The sequence below is a fragment of the Mesorhizobium huakuii genome, assembly GCF_014189455.1.
Lineage (GTDB): Bacteria > Pseudomonadota > Alphaproteobacteria > Rhizobiales > Rhizobiaceae > Mesorhizobium > Mesorhizobium huakuii_A.
Map to the genome: position 1 here is coordinate 587,856 of NZ_CP050299.1, position 18,344 is coordinate 606,199.

The following is an 18,344-nucleotide window of genomic DNA, read 5'->3' on the forward strand; positions in this document are numbered from 1 at the left end:
CGCGATCCGGCCGAACCGCGTCATTTGCTCGCGCGCCGAGCGCTCTCGATGCGACGATGGAAGTCGCTGGCGCCATGGGCGAGCATATGATTTGCATGATCGTAGAACAGGCGAACGCCCTTGCCCATGAACTCGGCCACGTCGTCATGGTTGACCAAGGTCCCGCACGCCCGACCGCTGCCTACGATGGTGTTGATCGCGCCATCTACGGCGTCGGCGACGGCCTTCGGCTTATCACCCTTTTGCCAGCGGTAGGTGATGGGGGTTTCGCCGATTGTCAGCGCCAGATCGCCGGGCGCGACGAAATAGGCGTCGACACCATCGACTGCCATGATCTCTTCCAGATTCCGCACGGCTTCGATCGTTTCGATCATCAGGATCAGCACGCGGTCCTGATGATCGAACGGAGCGGAGAAACGGAACCGATCGACAATGGCTTTCGCAACGGTCGCGTCGGGCACAAGTGGGATCATCAGACCATCAACGCCGCATTCCAGATATTTGGTCACCATCCACGGTGACGGGTCTTCCGGGCGCAGGATCGATACGATGCCGGACAGGTTGGCGGCACGCGCCATTTCCTCAGCCCGCTCCGGGCCGATCGCGCCATGTTCGCAGTCGATCAGCACAGCATCGAAGCCGCATTCGGCCAACTTCTCGACCAGGCCGGGCGACGAATGGCTAGAATGGACCATCGTCGCTACGTCGCCGGTCCGCAGTTTATCCTTAAGGGCACGGGAATAGGAGAGATTTCGCTTGAAGAATGATGCCATGATTGAACTCCTTATGGTTTTTGAACATCGGCAGGCATGAAGGATCGAGCGGACCCCGAGGACGGACGCCCGATAAGAAACGGATGGTGCTGCTGGTGGCGTTATCGCCCGCTAATGATGCGAGTTCTTCGCCCGGTCACTGTCGGCAAGACGGCCCTTTATTTGATGGCACCTCTTGTAATGCTTTCGATGAACAGGCGCTGCGAGGATAGAAACGCGACGATCAGCGGCAGGACGACGATGGTTGCAGCAGCCATCAGCGGTCCATAGTCGACCCCCACGTCCTGATTCTTGAAAGCGATGATCCCGACAGGCGGTGGCAGCAGGCTGTCGTCATTCACTGCGATGAGCGGCCAGAAGAGACTGTTCCAATGTCCGACCACCGAGAAGATGCTGAACGCAACGACCGCCGGCATCGTCATCGGCACCATGATCTTCCAGATGATCGCGAACTCCGACAGGCCGTCCAATCGCGCGGCGTGGACGACGTCGTCCGGGATCGCTTTGAAGAACTGGCGGAACAGGAAGATGCCGAACGGCGAGACGATATAGGGAAGAACGAGGGCGGCGTAGCTGTTCAGGATGCCCACCTTCGATGCGAAGATGAAAAGCGGCAGCGCCAGAACCTCATGGGGCAGGAGGAGCGCAATCAGCACGAGGGCAAAGATCAGCTCGCGGCCGGGGAAGCGCATCTTCGCGAGGACGTAGGCCATCGGCGCGCACACCAGGATCTGAAGGGTCAGGATTGCTGTGCAGACGATGACGCCGTTCAACATGTAACGCAGCAGTGGCACGCGGGTCAGCGCCTGCGTATAGTTTTCGACCCCATAGAATTGGGTCGGCAGGAACGAGAAATGGTCCCCGAACATCTCGCCGGGCGGCTTGATCGACAGGCTGACCATCCAGATAAACGGCAAGAGAATGATCGCGCTAGTCATCAACAATGCGGCATGGCGCAGGAAAAGGGCTGGGCGCATTGGCACGTGAATGCTCATTGGTAATGAACCCTCTTGTCCATGACGCGCGCCTGGAGCAGCGTCAGCGCAACGACGATGATGAGGAACACGACCGCGACGGAAGCCCCATAGCCGGTCCGTAGATAGACAAAGCTCTCGCGATAGAGGGTGAACAGCAGCATCTCCGAGGCGTGGCCGGGACCGCCCTGGGTGAGGACCTCGACCGTGTCGAACGTCTCGAACGCCCGCAGCGCCACCACGATGAAGACGAACATCGAGACAGGGCCAAGCATCGGCAGCGTCACCGTCCGCAGGCGATCGAGCCAGAGATCAGCGCCGTCGATGTCGGCCGCGTCGTAGAGGTCCTGAGGGATCGCCTTCAGCCCCGCGAGAAATAGCACCATCGCGAAACCAAGGTTTTGCCAGATGCCAATGACAGCCAGCACCGGCAGGACAGTGTTCTCGTCGCGCAGCCAGTTCGACGTCGGCAGCCCGAGCGACGCGAGCGACTGATTGACGAGGCCGATCGTCGGATGAAGCAGCGCCTCCCACGCAATCGCCATTGCCGCAAGCGTCGCCATATAAGGCACGAAGTGGATCGCCCGATAGAATGCGCGGAGACTCTTTCCGCTCTCGATAAGCAGCGCGATCCCCAGACCGAACATGATCGTCCCGGGCACCACGGTCGCCACATAAACGAGCGTGTTGATCAGGGATGCTCGAAAGCCGTCATCGGCGAAGACCTGCTCGAAATTGTCGACTCCGACAAAGGATAAGGTCCGCGCGCCAAAATGCCAGTTGGTGAGTGCGACCGCGAAAACCGCAAGCACCGGCAAGAAGAACAACGCGACCAGCAGGACCAGTGCGGGCGCGGCCAGCGACCATGCGGCAAGTGTTTCGGCGAGCTTGTGATTGCGCAGCGCCTTGCGGGTGCCGGGCCGGTCTGCTGAAGAGCCGGCAGGTTTGATTGCGGTGGAAGCGATGCTCATTGCACGCACTCCTTCATCCGCAGCACGGTCGCGCCCGCATGGTCATGGGCGCGCAGGCGGCGTCCGTCGGCGAAAAAGAGCAACAGGCGCTCCGGCTTGACGCCGAGATGCAGGGTCTGGCCCGAGCCGATCTGCGGTGCGCGTTCGGCGAGGAGCCGGGCAATGACCGGATGATCGGTTCCCGGGACGTTAAGATGGACGAAGAGATCGGAGCCCATGTGCTCGACCAGCCGGACCGCGCCGGTCAGGACATTCGGGCCACCGGCATCGACGAGATGGAACGCTTCGGGGCGGATACCCAGGGTCAGGGCTATACCCGGTCCGATATTGCCGGCAATACAAAAGCTCGTGCCGGCCGTATCGGCCAGTCCGTGTTCGCGCAGCCTCGCATCCAGCATGTTGATCTTGGGTGAGCCGATAAACTCGGCGACGCGCCGGTCGTCGGGATCGTCATAGATTTCCTGCGGCGGGGCGACCTGCAGCAACTCGCCGTCGAGCATGACCGCCACCCGGTCCGACATGGTCATGGCCTCGGACTGGTCGTGGGTGACATAGACGAAGGTGACGCCGAGCCGGTTATGCAATTCCTTGATCTCGGCGCGCATCTGCACTCTGAGCTTGGCGTCGAGATTGGAGAGCGGCTCATCCATCAGGAAGACCGCCGGCTCGCGCACCATGGCACGGCCGACGGCGACACGCTGGCGCTGGCCGCCCGACAACTGGCCAGGCTTGCGGGCAAGCAGATGGCCGATGCCAAGTGCTTTCGCGGTCCGCATCACTTCCAGCTCAATCTCTGCAGATACCGCCTTGGTGCCCGGCAGCAACCCGCCGACCATCGACAACCTCTGCCAGGCCGACAGCCGCCGCATACGCAAGGGCAGGGCCATGTTCTGAGCGACTGTCATATGCGGATAGAGCGCATAGGACTGGAACACCATCGCCACGTCGCGCCGCTTCGGACGTACGCCGTCGACAACACGCTCGCCAATCGAAATCGAACCGCCGGTTTGCACCTCGAGGCCTGCGAGGATGCGCAGCAGCGTCGACTTCCCGCAGCCCGACGGGCCGAGCAGCGTCAGGAACTCACCATCGGCTATCTTCAGCGAGACATCGCGCAGCACGGGGGTGGCGCCGAATGTCTTTTCTATTTTTTCGATGGTTATAGCCGACATCGGTTACCTCGCTCAGTCGGCAATGTTCAAAAGCATCGCCTTGATGAGTTCAATTTGGGGCTGACCATCGAATGGCTTTGTTACATGGTTGTGACAATCATCGAATATTGCGATGCAAGTTAAGCGATTCTGGATGAGTATCCATCCGGTTCATGGGAGACGAATTTGACCGAGGAAAAGGATCTTTCACTCAATGCGGTGCGGGCCTTCGTGCAGGTCGCGCGAGACAACAGCGTCACGCGGGCATCGAAGACACTCGGCATTACCCAGAGCTCCGTCAGCCGCCATCTTGCAGTGCTGGAGGAGTATTTCGGGGCAAAGCTGCTCGAACGGTTCGGCCGACAGAGCCAGTTGACGGACTTCGGGCGACTGTTCGCCGATGCCGTCGCCGAGCCGCTCGATACGATCCTTTTCACCGCAAAGCGGATGCGTCGCAGCGACAGGAAGGACGTCAATCGTCTCGTCGTGCGAACGTCGCTTTCCACCTTCGCCTATACGGTCCTCATCCCCAACTTGCGCGAGTTCTCGAAAGAAATGAGCGGTGTCACGGTCGACGTCATCAGCACCTTATCTGCACCCGCTTCGACCGACAGCTTCGACGTACTGTTGACTCGAGATTTGATGTTGACCGAGCCGGCCGACCGCTGGGACGTCTATGACGAGCAACTCGTCTGTGTCGGGGCGCCGGATTGTGTAGCTGGCCGCGGCCTCAAGGCCTTGCGGAGCACCCCGATTATTGCGGTGACGTCCCGGCCCGACATTCTGCCCACCTGGCTGCGCGGAATGAACCTGAAGACATCCGATATCACCTCAGGCGCCCGTTACGATCACCACTATCTCGCACTGCCGGCGGTAACGACCGGGCAGAGCCTGCTGGTGACGCCGCATATCGTGGTTGCGGAGCTGATCAGGCAGGGCCTTCTGGAAGTGCTTGCCGGGTCACGCGCGCCAAGCGGCATGCAGTACCGTGCCTATGCGATCGATAGCAGCGACAACCCGGATGTTGCCCGCGCCTTCTGCCGTTGGCTCACGCGGCTTTGCCGGAAGATGACGGAGGAAGACGTCCCAACCAAATAGGTCGCGCGTCCGATGCATCGGTAAATGCGATCATTATCCTCGCTTTACGCGATGCCGCAATTGGCGAGTTGCAGTTACCTTGGCTAGTTTTGGGACAAACCCGAAATTTCGAGGAGAGTGGTATGTCACTCATCGCCAAAAGACTACAAGCCGTCCGTCCCTCTCAAACCAAGGCTATGACTGCCGCTGCCGCCGCTTTGCGCGAGAAGGGCATTGATGTCATTGCGCTCAGCCAGGGCGAACCGGATTTTGATACGCCCGACGTGGTGCAAAGAGCTGGAATAGCTGCCATTCGTGAGGGCAAGACACGCTACACGCCTGTCGCCGGCGTAAAGCCGCTACGTGAGGTAATCCGTCAGAAGCTGCTGCACGACAACAGCCTCGACTACGACATCGACGCGATCACCGTCGGCTGCGGCGCCAAACAGGTGGTCTTCAATGCGCTCTTCGCCAGTCTCGATCCGGGCGATGAGGTCATCATCCCGACACCCTGCTGGGTGTCCTATCCGGACATGGTGCGGCTTGCCGGCGGCGAGTTGGTTCTCGTCGCCTGCCACGAACGTTTCGGCTTCAAGCTGAAGCCGCAAGATCTGGAGGCGGCGATGACGCCGCGCACCAAGTGGCTGATGCTGAATTCACCCAACAATCCGACCGGTGCGGTCTATTCCAAGGCCGAGCTTGCGGCGCTCGCCGTCGTTCTGCGCCGCCATCCTCAAGTTCATGTGCTCGCAGACGATATCTACGAAAAACTCGTTTATGGCGTGCGTTTCGCGACGATGGCCGAAGCCGCGCCAGACCTCATCGGCCGGACGCTGACCGTCAACGGCGTTTCCAAGTCCAGCGCCATGACCGGATGGCGCCTCGGCTACGGCGCCGGGCCGAAGGATCTGATCAAGGCGATGAATACGATCCAGGGGCAGACGTCGTCCCACACCAGCTCGATCTCGCAATATGCAGCGATCGAAGCGATCGGTGGCAACCAGGACTACATCGACGATTTCGTCTCCAGCTTCCGCAAGCGCCGCGATCTCGTCGTCGAGAAGATCAACGAGGCCCAAGGCCTCAAATGCCGGACCCCGGATGGCGCCTTCTATGTATTCGTCAATTGCGCCGGTGTGATCGGCAAGACAAGTCCTCAGGGCAAGGTGATCGAGACCGACATGGCTTTCGCCATGTATCTTCTGGAGCATTTCGGCGTCGCCGTTGTGCCGGGCAGCGGCTTCATGGCCTCGCCCTACATCCGCATTTCCTACGCCGCGTCGATCGAGGATCTCCAGCATGCCTGCGACCGCATTCTTGCAGCCTGCGAAGCCCTGTCAGAAAGTGAGAGTATCTATGAGCAAAGCAAAGCAACTGCGTGACCGCATGGCCGAACGCGGCCTTGTTCACATCATGGCCGCTCACAGTCCTCTGTCGGCCATCTTGGCCGAAGAGGCCGGCTTCGATGGCCTCTGGGCTTCCGGCTTCGAGCTTTCGGCGCTTTACGGTCTTGCCGATATGAGCCTGATCACCATGACCCAGCATCTCGACATGCTGCGGGCGATCGCCGGTCAGTCCTCGCTGCCGATCGTCGCCGATATCGATACGGGCTACGGCAATGCCGTGAACGTCATCCATGCCATCCGCGAATATGAAAAGGCGGGCACGGCTGCCGTCGTGATCGAGGACAAGACTTTCCCCAAAGTCACCAGCCTTGCCGCCACTGGGCGCCAAGAACTTCTGCGTATTGAGGAATTCCAGGGCAAGATCGAAGCTGCGGTCTCCACCCGCAGCGACCCAGATTTCCTCGTCATAGCCCGCACGGAAGCCCTGATTGCCGGGTTGGACGAGGCGGAGGCCCTGAAGCGCGGCATGGCCTATGTCGAGGCAGGTGCCGATATGATCCTGATCCATTCTAAGAAAAAGGACCCGGCAGAGATCGAAAGCTTTTCCCGCGCCTGGAAGGGCATCGTCCCGCTTGTGATCGTGCCCAACGCCTATCCGGAACTCGACGGGACTCGGATCCGCGCGCTCGCCAACATCCAAATGACGGTCTATGGCAACTACGGGATCCGCGCCGCAACCACCGCAATGCAGGATGCCTTCCGACGGATCATTGCCGATGGCGGGGTGCAGAACGTCCATAAGGACATCGTTTCGGTCGAGGAGATCTTCCGGCTACAGAAAATGGACAAGGTCAAGGGGGACGAAAAGTGCTTCCTGCGCTGAACAATATACAGAAATTGCCGAGATGTTTGTTTCAAGGCGCCTTTCCCAGGTTCGGCCTTCCGAAACTGATACCCTGACAGGGCTGTTCAACGCTGATTACAGAGCCTTGTAAGCGAGGATGAGATCGAGGGAGAGAGCGCCGTTCCAGAGGGCTTGAGCGACGTTTTTCGTGCCGTTGTGACGCAGGATGTTGAGGGCGAAGCTGCGGGCTCTGGCCATGATGCCGGGGTTGTCGCGGATACGGCTGCGGTCCTCGTCGCAGGACACGTCGCGGACATAGTGGTTGCGGTTCTCGATGCCCCAGTGGCCTCGGATGATGGCGGCCCAAGTCTTGGCGGGGAGACCCTGTTCGGAGGAGATATAGTATGAGACCTCGCCGCGCGGCTGCCACATGCCCGTGGCGGCACTGCGGAGCCAAGTTTGGCGGGTGACGCGGATGATGGTCTTGACGAAGGGCTGCCATTCGCTGTCGACGAGGGCCTTGCCGACGGGAAAGACGTCCACGGTTCGATCCTCCTGCCGGGATCGCACTGTGTCGCGTGAGGAGGCCGTGTCGCTGGGAGTGCGGCTGTCGACGATGGCGCGAATCTCGTCATCCAGATTGGGCTGGTTCTCCTTGAGTTGAACCAGCAGATGGTTACCCGTGGCCAGGGCTACGGCGAAGGTTTTTTTGGGCATGCATGGCGTCGAGAGTGAACATGCGCCCGGTCAGGCCCAGCGTGGCGATCAAGTCCTGGGCGGCGGGGATTTCGTTGCTCTTCTCATCGATCGCCAGATGGCCGAGGATGATCTGACCATCGCTGGCGAAAGCACTCAGCAGATGCGCCGCTTTGCGATCGTTGAAGGCGTCGAAGCTGCCGCGCAGCGTCTTGCCGTCAATGGCCACGCACGCCGGCATGACGTCGTCCGGCATGGCGTCGTCCGGCTCTTGGGCCGGGGGCGTCGGCAGGCCGGCCGCATGCTGGCGGAACACCCTTTCGACCTCCGCCCCGTCGAGACCGCGAAGGATGAACCGCACCGTCGAGTAGGCTGGGGCCTTTCGCACCGAGACCCCGAACACGCCGTTCAGGCGGACAAGATGGATGCGGATGAAGGCGTGGACCTGACGATACGAAACCGCCCCGGCCAGCATCGCCAGCACCGTGAACAGCAGGATCGGCGCCTGGGGATACATCTGCCCCTGGCCACGGCGTGGATCGGGGATCTGCGAAAACAATGACAGCAATGTGCCGGGCAACGGTGCAACCCTCATGATTGGTTGCCCTGCATAGATTCAGACAAATCTCCCGGAGGGAATCGCCCTTTTTGCCCGCGACGCATCAAAGCCGATCACAAAGATGTTAGCGTTGAACAGCCCTGGATACCCTGACAGCCGCGCCGTTTCGCTACGGAAAGCCGGACGGGATGTCGTCGCTCTTAGCTTGGGCGAGCCTGATTTTGACACCCGGAGAATGTAGGAGAGGCGGCATCCGTGCGATCCATGAGGACTGCTTCGAGAGAACGACCTCGGCCAGGGTGCACCGCTGCCGGCGGCAGCGTAACCCAAGAATAGTGCAAGAGGAGAACTGGCTTTGATCCGAATTGCCGATACGAAAACCCTCGCCGGCGAACTTAGATCCCGTTACGATCCCCCGCGGGCGGTGACGATCATGGGCCGCCTTCTGTTAAAGGCCCTGTTTGCCGGACTTTCTGACGAAGTCGTCTTCTGGGCTCTGGTCCATGCCCACTATCGCGGCGGCGACCTCTGCGCACCGGTGGAAGAGCAGCTTGCAGCGTTCTCGGAATTCATCCTGCGCGATGAATCCGAGTCGAACTGACGAAAATTACCTCAACTCGTTGTCAGACATCGCTCGGCGCGACGACGATCGACGCGCTGGCGGGGGTCGGCGCATAGGCCGCGATACCCGTCGAGGTCGGGAAGTCGCCAGGACCGATCTGCGGTTGAGCGCACAGTTGTTGACCGGTAAAACAGGACACATCGTAACCCGAGCCTCGGACCAGATAGGAACAGACGCTGACGCCATTGCCGTCTTTGACATTGCGGGCATTACAGTCGCCGCCCGCCGCATAGTTGGCAAGCTTGCCCTTGGCGCCGCAGCCGAATTGGCAGGCCATCAGGATCGCCGATTGGTCAATCGTTGCGCATTGGCCGCCCGCACAAACCTGCTGGCCGACGAGGGAGACGAGGCCATTCTTCTGCGCCTGAGCCCAGGAATCCTGTTCGTATTTCGTCCACGCCGCTGTCTGCGCCGATGGATTGTCCAGAAAGCTCTGTGCGCTACCGCTGTAGTAGCGTTCGAACGTACCGGGGCAGAACTGGAAGGCGCCGAGGCAGCCGTATTGGTTGGTCGTTCCGAAATTGCCCTCGCTGCCGGAGACCCTGGCGGCGAACTTCGCGCAATTCGCTGGCATCCCCGCGTCGATGAGGCTCGCGGCCGATTGCCCGGCGAAGGCGGCCGCGGCCGACAGCGAGAGAATGAGGCCGGCGTCGAACAGGATTTGCCGGAGAGCGGTTCGCGTGCTCATGGCTTTTCTCCGCCTATCTCGAACCTCAAATCGCCGTTCAAAAGCTCCTTGCCGTCCGCACTCAGATGAAAGGGAGCCTTTGCGAAGGCCGCCTGCGCCTCCGATTTCGGTAAAGCCGCAAAACGGGGATCATCCGGCGGGATCACCTGATGCATCATGTCGTCGACCACGACGGTCTTCTTCCCGTCGGCTGATGTCCGAACCAGCCGTGTCGGACAGGTCGCCGAGCCACAATCAGCGTTCCAGATTTGGGATATCAGCCAGTCGCCTTGTGCTGACTTCAACGTGTATTCATGGATGGTGACGGTCCCGGTCGGTGACGGCGACAAAGCGGGCCCGGCCCAAATGCCGTCAGGATCCTTGGCGATGTTTCGGTAGGAGATCTTGTAGGCGAACGTGGCACCGGCGGCCTTGGCCGGCGCGGTGGGCATGAGTGCGACCGCGCATGCCAGGGCAAGTTCGATGATGGGGGGGGCGGGTCATACGACACTCCTGAAGGTAGGGTGAGAGAGAAATGAACCATGGCCAAGTTCACAGAGGCGGGAGCGCGAGCGTGAGCGAGCAGCCCTCGACAGCTTGATGGGCGACGATCGTGCCGGTCTTCAGCGTCTTGGTCTTGATGTCATAGGAGACGTAAGAGCCCGAACCGACGGGATTGCCGCCTACCACCTTCGGCTCGATCTCAAGGAAGCAGGCGCGCCCGCCATCCAGCGTGCGGACCAGCAGACCATCGTAGATCGCGATGCGCAGCGGGCAGAGCTTTACGGCCACGCCGGCGGCAGGCACGCCCTTGGGTGTGCAACCCGTCGCGGTATCGAGGACACTAAAGACCACGGACCGTTTGGTGCTCCAGATGACAAAATGCGCCTCGACCGCCGGCGCATTGGCGCCCGCAAATCGCGTATCGCCGCGAGCGACATAGGCGCGGTTGTTGGCTTCGATCGCATCCTTCCAGATATCAGCATAGGTTGCGGTATCGGCGGATGGCCGTTGCATGTCTGCATAGGAAACGTTGCGCCAGGCGGAGGGGTCGGACGTTCGCTCCTGGGCGCTACTTGATGATGTTGACGCAAGCGAGACCAGCGCAGCGGCGACGATCGTCACGGCAAAGCGGTCGAAGGTCCTCGGACGAGTTTCATATGTTGTCATTTTGACATCTAATATAATATATTCTCGGTTGCCTGCCATCATGCAGCATCCGGCTTGATCGCTTCGTTGCTATTCGTAGCGGCTTCGGCCGGGCACCCACCACCACCTGTCCTTGGGCGAGTGCTCTCCAGTTCGCCAGGGAACGGCGGTGACCGGCGGGTAGACCGGCTGCATGTTCCAGGCCGAGCGGTAATAGTAGAAGTTCACTGTCTCGCGACTGACACGTCGCCCCGATGGGTCGAGAAAATCCGTGGCACAGTGGACGACTGGACCGCGATAGCGTGTCACGCGCGCTGTCTGTGCGTCGAGAGCGCCAGGCTTGCAGCCGAAGAGCCATATCGAGGCGGGATAGGGGCGCGAGGCGCTTGGCGTCAGGACGACGAGCCGACGATAGGCGTCGTTGGCTTGCGGCTGTGTCGGATAGGCAAAGCGCTCCGTCAGAACCGGCGCGAAGGTCGAACGATCCGGGGCGTATTCGAGCCGCCCGGGCTGAATCCATTCAGGTCGATACAAAGGTTCCGTCGCCGGCAGCAGCGTCGCGTCGACGACGGGCGTCGCGACGGGTTGGGCGCACCCCGCCAGGACGAGCGCGATCCAGAAAGGGAGGAAAGCCGACGGGGACATCACGGCGCGCCCCGTCGGCTGACTGCCGCGATGGCGTGGCGTTCGGGACTGGCGCGAAACTCCCATGGCATCTGGAAGGTGCTCGACCACAATCCGCGGTAGGCTTTTCGCGCTTCCTGCTCTGCTGAAGCGTAGGCGCGGATTGCTGGATCGCGGTTCGGCGGCGGCGACGTGACGGCGACCCCGTCGCGCACCATGTCGGCGCCGATATCGGCGTGATCGGCAGCAGCGCAGCGGGCCAGATGCTCCCCGTTCTCCTCGCGCAGGATGTTGCAGGCAACCCATTTGTTCAAAGTAGCCCTTACCAGCCAAGCCGCTGCCATGGTTCCGCAGGGCCACGGCTGGCGGCCGAGCAGTGCGGTCTGATCGGGAGCACAGGTATCGATGCCAATGAGGCGATAGATCGCCGTCGTCTCGATATCGCGGAACCGCGTGCCGTCGAGCACCTCGACCCGCAACGGTGGCGATTGGAGAGCCTGGTTGGGACGATATAGGCCCGGCGAACCGATCGAGGGCGACTGGGCGCTCGCCTGTGGGGACACCGCGATCGCCATCGCGAGCAACGTCATGCGTGCGCCAACATCAAATCTCTGCGTCATCGCGATGGCCCAGATCGAGCTTGTGGAAGGCGTTGGCGATGATGTCCGTCGTGTAGACGGTCTCGCCATCCTTTTTGTAGGAGCCGTCGGCAATACGGCATTCGGCGTAGACCGCGTCGCCTTTGCCGACATTGGCCAGCGCCCACTCCGCGACTTTTTCGTTGAGCAGCGTCACCGTGACCCAATCGGTCTCTTCCTGGCGCTTGCCCTTGCTGTCGGTCCACGCCCGATCGGTTGCAACATTGATTTTCGCGGCTTTGCCGAAGGCCTTCGGCGCCTGGCCGACGCGGCCGCGCAGGATGAACAGGTTCGTCGTTCTCAAAGCAGATCTCCTTGGTGGGCTCGAGGTCGATGTTAGCGCGGGGGGCGGGCTTGTTGTTGCGGCAGGGGATTGCGATGTTGAGGTCGAGGTCGGGGATCTGAGGGCGCGCAGAATAATCACGTTCGGATCCGGCAGATCGGCAAAGGCCCAGAGGCCTACCTTGGCTCGCTCGGCAACGAGTTGCGCCACGAAGTAGGGCGCGTGCACCGGCTGTCCCTGCGGATTGAATGCCGCGAAGGCATAGCCGGTCGAGATCAGCGCGGTGCCGAGATCGATGCGTGATCCCGCGCCCGCGCCGGTTGCGCGCGTCGCGACACAGAAGACGAATATCGTCTTCATCTGCGGCGCCTCCGCCGCGTCGTAGCACTGCGGCCGCAGATCCCGGGTGAGAGCGATGAGCATGGCGAGCGAGGCTTCACCGCAATCGCGATTCAGACCGTGGGCATTGGTGAAGCTCGTGCCACGTAGGCAGGATTGCACGCCGTACAGGCGAAAGGTTGTCTCGCCATCGGTCCAGCTGTCGCCAGTCTGATAGACGGCGGTCGGCGGCACCGGAAACCAACCAGTCGCCGCCGGCTGAGCCATCGCCGGCGTAGCCATGGCTATACCCGTCAGAAGCGCTGCCGCCGCGCCGCGCATCAATACCCCCTCAACGAAAAATAGAAGCGCTGCACGCCGTTGCCGGTAGATATGTCGACGTAGTCGGGATCGCTGCGCGGCTGGCGGGGAATTGTCGGATAAGTCGCCTGGCAGGAGCTGTCACGTCCCCATGTGCAGACGTTGCTCGGTTTCTTCGTGTCGGCGCAGAGGTTGCCGTTGGGCGAGGCAATCAAGCCGGCATTGCCATCTAATCCCGATCGCATCGCCGTCATGCCGGCCGGGCAGGGATAGTAGGGCTCGTGGCCAAGGCCACCGGCGTTGCCTTCCGGGCAAGTTGGCCAGGAGCCGCCATGGGCAAGACTGCGGAAGAGTTCATGCATGACAGGGACGCAGTAGGGAATTCCCGACCAACTCGGCGCACTGGCGGCGGCACACAGCAGGACCTTGCAGCCGAAAGAGGCGTCTTGGGCTCGTGCCTGAGGTGGGACGAGGCAAACGAGCCCCGCCGCGATGGTCGCAAAGTGAACCCCGATTCCCTGCATGAAGGCTCTCATAACAAGTTTGCTCAATTTTCGTTTCGCTGTTGCCAACGTAACAATATCTATTATATTGTCCATAGTGAATCGATGCCGGAGGCGAAATGCGGCGCAGAAACATGTGTGTTGGGGGTGCGCTATTGGCCAGCGCTGTTTCTGCCCTGGCGCAGACCGTTACCGTCACTTCACCCACGGTGCCGATGACCGTGATCGTGGACGCCGACGGTCGCGTCAAACCCATCGCACCGCTGGATCGTCCGGTCGAGGTCGTTGGGCAGTCTGCCACGGGTGCGCCGCAGTCCCCATGTCAAAACACGGTGGCGATGCCGATCGATGCGGCGAAGGCGCTTGTGCTGCGGGTCGCCAACGAGGAAGCCTTCTCTCCAGAATTTGTCCAATCGGTCGCCAAGGTCGAAAGCCGTGACGTTTCGACGGCGCTGTCGCAAAAGGGCGCCTACGGCCTGATGCAGTTGACGTCGGACACGGCGCGCCGGTTCAAGGTCGACCTTTGCGATCCTGAAGCCAATGTGCGCGGCGGCGTCCGCTTTCTGCGTGCGCTGCATGAGCGCTACCGGAATCCATTGTTCATTTTGGCCGCCTACAACGCAGGCGAGGACGCAGTTGAGAAAAGCCGTGGCGTACCGCCCTATCCGGAGACGGTGCGCTTCGTCGCCGACGTCATGAACGATTTCTATGCCTGGCCCGATCCGGCAGGCAGCACCCGCCCGCCCGCGCGCAAAAGCCCGGCAAGCACACCCGACATGATCGAACCAGCCAGAAATTTCGCGCCTCCGGTTGCGGCGGAGGCCGAGCAACCCGCCGCCTCCGAATGGAGCGACGGTTTCGTGATGCACGTCCAATGAAGGAGCTACTTATGCGACTACGACACACGCTGCGCCAGCGAGCTCTCCCAGCCGGCGCAATTCTCCTGGTCCTGGCCAATCAGGCGGTCGCTCAATCGGGCGGCACATTGCAGCCGGTTCAATCGACGCTGACGCAGCTCGTCTCCGCGCTGACCGGACCGATAGCCACTGCGCTGGCGACCCTGGCCGTGATTGCTTGCGGCTTCTTCGCCTGGTCGGGCCGCCTCACCTGGGGCATCGCCGGCAGCGTGATCTTCGGTATCGTGCTCGTCTTCGGCTCGGCCCAGATCGTCGACTTCTTCCAGTCCGCCGTCGGGCAGTGAGGAAAATCCAATGGACGAACGCCAGCTCGAGGAACCGCTGATCACGCCGCTCGTCAAGGCCTTGACGCGCGCGCCGACGCTTATGGGCGTGCCTTACATGTATTTCATGTTCAACGGCGTCGCCTCGTCCGTCTGCTTTCTCCTCTCGCACGATCTCATGATGCTGCTGGTTGCGATCCCGCTGCATCTCTTCGGCTATGTGATGACGCTGAGGGATGATCGGATCTTCGAAATCCTCTTCGTCAAGTCGACCAGATGTCCTCCACGTTCGCGCGCCTTCTGGGGCGCCGATAGCTATTCGGCATGAGGAGGCAGCATGGTCGCGCGGGCGCTGCTTGATGAATTGACCTTTGGCGCGGTATCGCGGCGCGAGCGCCCGGTCGCGTCGCACATCCCGTTTACCCGCCACGTGGACGATCACGTTCTCAAGACACGCGATGGCCTGGTCCTGACGGTGCTCAAGCTCGAAGGCTATTCCTTCGAGACCGCTGACATGTCGGAGATCAACGCTCGCCTTCTGGCCCGTAACGACATTGTCCGCACGCTCGCGAATTCCCGCTTCGCCCTGGTCGGCCACATCATCCGGCGCGAGGTCAAACCGCGGATCGCGTCCACCTTCGACAATGCGCTCTGCCGCGAGATCGACGAACGCTACGACGCGGCGTTGTCGCAGCGGCGGATGTTCGTCAACGACATTTATCTGACGATCGTCCGCAGGCCGCTCCAGGGCCAGGCCGGCACCTTCGACGCCTTGTTGACGAAACTCCTCGGCCGAACTGATGCGACCGGCCAAACTGTCGCCGCGCAGACGGCTTTGACCGAACTGCGCGACGCCGCGACCGCCGTGCGGGAGAACCTCGCCGCCTACGGCGCCCGTCAGCTTGGCGTGGTCTCGCGCGATGGCGTCTGGCATTCGGAACCATTGGAATTCCTCGTGCAAATCGTCAACGGCGGCCTGCCTCGCCCGATGCTGCTGCCGCGCATGGCGCTGAGCGACGCGCTGTCGATGAAACGGGTCTTCTTCGGCAAGAACGCCATCGAGATCCGCGGCGCCGGCGCGCACGACACGCGGTTTGGCGCCATGATCTCAATTCGTGAATATCCCGCGCAGACCGGGCCCGGATCCTTCGACAATCTCTTGCGCGTCCCGCACGAATTCATCGCCAGCCAAAGTTTTGCTATCATCGATCGCCCCGAGGCGGCCAAACAGGTGGACCGCGTCGCCCGCCAGGTCGACATGTCGGACGAGGCGGGTTCAATCGTCGCCGAGCACCTGGACGACGCCCGCGACGAGCTCCTGGCCTCCGAGGCGATCTATGGCGAACATCATATGACGGTGATGTGCCTTGGACGCAGCATGTCCGAGGTCGACGCGACTGTCACGGCCGTTGGCGCAGCGCTCACCGACCGCTCCGTGATCTGGACGCGCGAGGATCTCAACTGCGAACCCGCGTTCTGGTCGCAGCTGCCCGGCAACTTTGCCTACATCGCCCGCAAGGCGGTGATTTCCTCAAAGAATTTTGCCGGTTTTGTTTCTCTGCATAACTATCCGAGCGGCCGTCCCGACAACAATCACTGGGGCCCGGCGATCTCCGTGTTCGAGACGACGTCGCAGACCGCCTACTACTACAACCATCACGTCCGCGACCTCGGCAACTTCACGGTTGTCGGCCCTTCGGGCAGCGGCAAGACCGTGTTCCTGTCTTTCATCTCGGCGCAGTCACAGCGCGTCACGCCGCGTCCCAAACTTCTCTTTGTCGACAAGGATCGCGGAGCGGAGATCTTCATCCGTGCCATGGGTGGGCAATACGAGGTCCTGGTGCCTGGAGAACCGACCGGGTTCAATCCGCTCTCCATGCCCGACACAGCGCCGAACCGGGAGTTCCTGTTCCAGCTCTTCGGTTTCATGCTGCGGCCGGCGAATGGCGGCGACCTCACGGCCTCCGAGGAGCAAGTCATCCGCAACGCGATTGCGGCAGCACTCAGTGCCGGTCCGGACGGTCGGACATTGCAAGCATTCTCAACATTGCTCCGCGGCCGCATCCGAGCGGGCGAGGGAGATCTGCTGGCGCGCCTGGAAAGCTGGATGCGACCGGACCAGCGCGGCTGGCTCTTCAACAACGAGACGGATCAGTTCTCGCTCTCGAGCATTTTCGGTTTCGACATGACGCGGGTGCTCGACGACCCGGTCATACGCACCGCCGCGCTCATGTACATCTTCCATCGCACGCAAGAGCTTCTTACCGGGGACCCGGTGATGATCTTTCTCGACGAGGGATGGCGCCTGCTCGACGACCCCGTCTTCGCCTTCTTCATCAAAGACAAGCTCAAGACGATCCGTAAGCAGAATGGTATCATTGGCTTTGGTACGCAGTCGGCCGCCGACATCGTGCGCTCGAGCTCGGCGAGCACCTTGATCGAACAGACCGCCACCAACGTGTTCTTTCCCAATCCAAAGGCCGATGATGAGAGCTACGCGCGCGCATTCCGCCTATCGGAGCGGGAGGTGGCCTGGATTCGCGGCACGGTTCCGGAAAGCCGATCCTTCCTGATCAAGCACGGACGCGACAGCGTCATCGCCAAGCTCAATCTCGCCGGCATGCCGGACCTGATCAAGGTTCTATCGGGACGCACGGAGACCGTGGCCGAGCTCGAGGCGCTGCGGGCGCGCGTCGGCGATGATCCAGCCGTCTGGCTGCCGATCTTCCTGGGAAGGACCACGCGATGAAAGCAGTTTTCGCCGCCTTCGCTCTTATAACCACCTGCAGTTTCACCGCGCCGGCTTGCGCGGATATTCCGACCATCGATGCCGCGCAGCTTACCGAACACTCGCAGACCGCGAGCGCGACGGTAAATCTCGTGCCGATCACGACGCAGCGCCAGGACGCCAACAGCGGCGTCAAATGCGCCATGACCACCGGCAAGAAGGCCAATGTCATCGACCCAACCCTACAGCCGCAGATGGGCGCCGGTGCCAAGGCGATCCAGGGCTATGCGCCGGATATGCCAGCAACGCCCGACGCGACGGCGCGAGGCGCGGCCTTGAACAGCCAGTCGCTGTTCAAATCGAGCGGCGATGTGGTCGCCGGTCTTGATGCCAGCGGTCAGTCGCTCAGCGCCGCGCGAACCATGTTCCAGGCGGCAGGTCAACAGGTCGGCACGGCGCCAACAGTGATGGGCGCGTTTGACATGAACAGCGCCGCGCGCCTGCAAAACAACCTCGCCTGGAACAGCGCCATCGGCTCGGCCAATCTCTGGGTGACAGCGCTGAATGCGCCCAATCTCGCGCAAACCAGCGACATGAGCCGGGCAGCTATTGGCATGCGCTCGAGCCCAGGGACATCGATGCCGGTCAGCGGGCTCCTGTGCCCAGCCGGAATGGCCGGATCGGGTACCGCAGCCGACCCCTGCCGTCAGCCGGCATCCTGCTCGACCACACCGCCCGGGACCCCGCCCGACCCGGCCTGCGTCTCTGCACGCGCCACCGATAGCACCGGCAACGTTGCCTTCTTCCTGGCACGCAACCAGGACGCGGCCCAATCGGCCACTCCCGCCCCCAGCGCTCTCTCCGCCACCGACGTCAATGCCGCTCTCGCGGCCATGCAAGCAAACGCACGCTAGGACCCC

At 61.8% G+C, this 18,344-nt stretch carries 22 protein-coding genes; 9 read left to right on the plus strand and 13 right to left on the minus strand.

Features of this window, described 5'->3' with window-relative positions; translation table 11 throughout:
- Positions 1-20: 20 nt before the first annotated feature.
- The 4 genes from HB778_RS40465 to HB778_RS40480 all read right to left on the minus strand — a co-directional run bounded on the left by HB778_RS40465 (position 21) and on the right by HB778_RS40480 (position 3,890).
- Positions 21-653, minus strand: coding sequence for an HpcH/HpaI aldolase family protein (locus HB778_RS40465; RefSeq protein ID WP_244662154.1), 633 nt, complete (start codon positions 651-653; stop codon positions 21-23).
- Between the two features lie 278 nt (positions 654-931).
- Positions 932-1,768: a carbohydrate ABC transporter permease gene (locus tag HB778_RS40470; protein WP_183465691.1), complete on the minus strand. Its 837-nt coding sequence runs from the start codon at positions 1,766-1,768 to the stop codon at positions 932-934.
- Positions 1,765-2,718, minus strand: coding sequence for a carbohydrate ABC transporter permease (locus HB778_RS40475; RefSeq protein ID WP_183465692.1), 954 nt, complete (start codon positions 2,716-2,718; stop codon positions 1,765-1,767). The genes HB778_RS40470 and HB778_RS40475 overlap by 4 nt, the downstream gene beginning before the upstream one ends.
- Positions 2,715-3,890 (minus strand): ABC transporter ATP-binding protein, encoded by a 1,176-nt coding sequence (locus HB778_RS40480; RefSeq protein WP_183465693.1) that lies wholly within the window; start codon positions 3,888-3,890, stop codon positions 2,715-2,717. Before HB778_RS40480 ends, HB778_RS40475 begins: the two co-directional genes overlap by 4 nt.
- Before the next feature lie 165 nt (positions 3,891-4,055).
- On the opposite strand from HB778_RS40480, the gene HB778_RS40485 reads away from it, so the two are divergent.
- From HB778_RS40485 to HB778_RS40495, 3 genes are all read left to right on the plus strand, one after another.
- Positions 4,056-4,967: a LysR family transcriptional regulator gene (locus HB778_RS40485; protein WP_183465694.1), complete on the plus strand. Its 912-nt coding sequence runs from the start codon at positions 4,056-4,058 to the stop codon at positions 4,965-4,967.
- Positions 4,968-5,089: 122 nt separating this feature from the next.
- Positions 5,090-6,328: a pyridoxal phosphate-dependent aminotransferase gene (locus HB778_RS40490; protein WP_183465915.1), complete on the plus strand. Its 1,239-nt coding sequence runs from the start codon at positions 5,090-5,092 to the stop codon at positions 6,326-6,328.
- Entirely contained in the window at positions 6,303-7,175 is an 873-nt protein-coding gene (locus HB778_RS40495) for an isocitrate lyase/phosphoenolpyruvate mutase family protein (protein WP_183465695.1), read from the plus strand. The genes HB778_RS40490 and HB778_RS40495 overlap by 26 nt, the downstream gene beginning before the upstream one ends.
- A gap of 96 nt (positions 7,176-7,271) precedes the next feature.
- Here HB778_RS40495 and HB778_RS40500 read toward each other — a convergent pair whose 3' ends face one another.
- The gene (locus HB778_RS40500; protein ID WP_183455035.1) at positions 7,272-7,853 is read right to left on the minus strand and encodes an ISAs1 family transposase; all 582 of its coding nucleotides are present in this window, start codon (positions 7,851-7,853) and stop codon (positions 7,272-7,274) included.
- The gene (locus HB778_RS40505) at positions 7,813-8,427 is read right to left on the minus strand and encodes an ISAs1 family transposase (protein WP_183456831.1); all 615 of its coding nucleotides are present in this window, start codon (positions 8,425-8,427) and stop codon (positions 7,813-7,815) included. The genes HB778_RS40500 and HB778_RS40505 overlap by 41 nt, the downstream gene beginning before the upstream one ends.
- A 319-nt stretch (positions 8,428-8,746) precedes the next feature.
- On the opposite strand from HB778_RS40505, the gene HB778_RS40510 reads away from it, so the two are divergent.
- Positions 8,747-8,992 carry a hypothetical protein gene (locus HB778_RS40510; RefSeq protein WP_183455128.1) on the plus strand — a complete coding sequence of 82 codons (246 nt, stop codon included), beginning with the start codon at positions 8,747-8,749 and terminating at the stop codon, positions 8,990-8,992.
- Positions 8,993-9,014: 22 nt separating this feature from the next.
- Here the strand turns inward: HB778_RS40510 and HB778_RS40515 are convergent, their stop codons facing one another.
- The 7 genes from HB778_RS40515 to HB778_RS40550 form a co-directional block, all read right to left on the minus strand.
- Entirely contained in the window at positions 9,015-9,701 is a 687-nt protein-coding gene (locus tag HB778_RS40515; protein ID WP_183465696.1) for an acyltransferase, read from the minus strand.
- Complete coding sequence (locus HB778_RS40520) at positions 9,698-10,132, minus strand: hypothetical protein (protein ID WP_183465697.1); 435 nt, start codon at positions 10,130-10,132, stop codon at positions 9,698-9,700. Before HB778_RS40520 ends, HB778_RS40515 begins: the two co-directional genes overlap by 4 nt.
- A gap of 100 nt (positions 10,133-10,232) precedes the next feature.
- Positions 10,233-10,850 carry a hypothetical protein gene (locus HB778_RS40525; protein ID WP_244662155.1) on the minus strand — a complete coding sequence of 206 codons (618 nt, stop codon included), beginning with the start codon at positions 10,848-10,850 and terminating at the stop codon, positions 10,233-10,235.
- Between the two features lie 69 nt (positions 10,851-10,919).
- Complete coding sequence (locus tag HB778_RS40530) at positions 10,920-11,474, minus strand: hypothetical protein (protein ID WP_183465698.1); 555 nt, start codon at positions 11,472-11,474, stop codon at positions 10,920-10,922.
- Positions 11,474-12,043 carry a thermonuclease family protein gene (locus HB778_RS40535; RefSeq protein ID WP_244662156.1) on the minus strand — a complete coding sequence of 190 codons (570 nt, stop codon included), beginning with the start codon at positions 12,041-12,043 and terminating at the stop codon, positions 11,474-11,476. Before HB778_RS40535 ends, HB778_RS40530 begins: the two co-directional genes overlap by 1 nt.
- 13 nt (positions 12,044-12,056) lie before the next feature.
- The gene (locus HB778_RS43365) at positions 12,057-13,034 is read right to left on the minus strand and encodes a single-stranded DNA-binding protein (RefSeq protein WP_348524810.1); all 978 of its coding nucleotides are present in this window, start codon (positions 13,032-13,034) and stop codon (positions 12,057-12,059) included.
- A complete protein-coding gene (locus HB778_RS40550; protein WP_244662157.1) occupies positions 13,034-13,375 on the minus strand; it encodes a hypothetical protein in 342 nt (113 codons plus the stop codon). The genes HB778_RS43365 and HB778_RS40550 overlap by 1 nt, the downstream gene beginning before the upstream one ends.
- Before the next feature lie 260 nt (positions 13,376-13,635).
- Between HB778_RS40550 and HB778_RS40555 the strand changes: the two genes are divergently transcribed.
- The 5 genes from HB778_RS40555 to HB778_RS40575 are packed head-to-tail and all read left to right on the plus strand — an operon-like array spanning position 13,636 to position 18,338.
- The gene (locus tag HB778_RS40555) at positions 13,636-14,394 is read left to right on the plus strand and encodes a lytic transglycosylase domain-containing protein (protein ID WP_244662158.1); all 759 of its coding nucleotides are present in this window, start codon (positions 13,636-13,638) and stop codon (positions 14,392-14,394) included.
- Positions 14,395-14,405: 11 nt separating this feature from the next.
- On the plus strand, positions 14,406-14,717 hold the full coding sequence (locus HB778_RS40560) for a TrbC/VirB2 family protein (protein ID WP_183465701.1): 312 nt from the start codon (positions 14,406-14,408) through the stop codon (positions 14,715-14,717).
- A gap of 10 nt (positions 14,718-14,727) precedes the next feature.
- The gene (locus HB778_RS40565) at positions 14,728-15,024 is read left to right on the plus strand and encodes a type IV secretion system protein VirB3 (protein WP_183455121.1); all 297 of its coding nucleotides are present in this window, start codon (positions 14,728-14,730) and stop codon (positions 15,022-15,024) included.
- A 9-nt stretch (positions 15,025-15,033) separates the two neighbouring features.
- The gene (locus HB778_RS40570; protein ID WP_183465702.1) at positions 15,034-17,445 is read left to right on the plus strand and encodes a VirB4 family type IV secretion system protein; all 2,412 of its coding nucleotides are present in this window, start codon (positions 15,034-15,036) and stop codon (positions 17,443-17,445) included.
- Positions 17,442-18,338 (plus strand): hypothetical protein, encoded by an 897-nt coding sequence (locus HB778_RS40575; RefSeq protein ID WP_244662159.1) that lies wholly within the window; start codon positions 17,442-17,444, stop codon positions 18,336-18,338. Before HB778_RS40570 ends, HB778_RS40575 begins: the two co-directional genes overlap by 4 nt.
- The last annotated feature ends 6 nt before the right edge of the window (positions 18,339-18,344 follow it).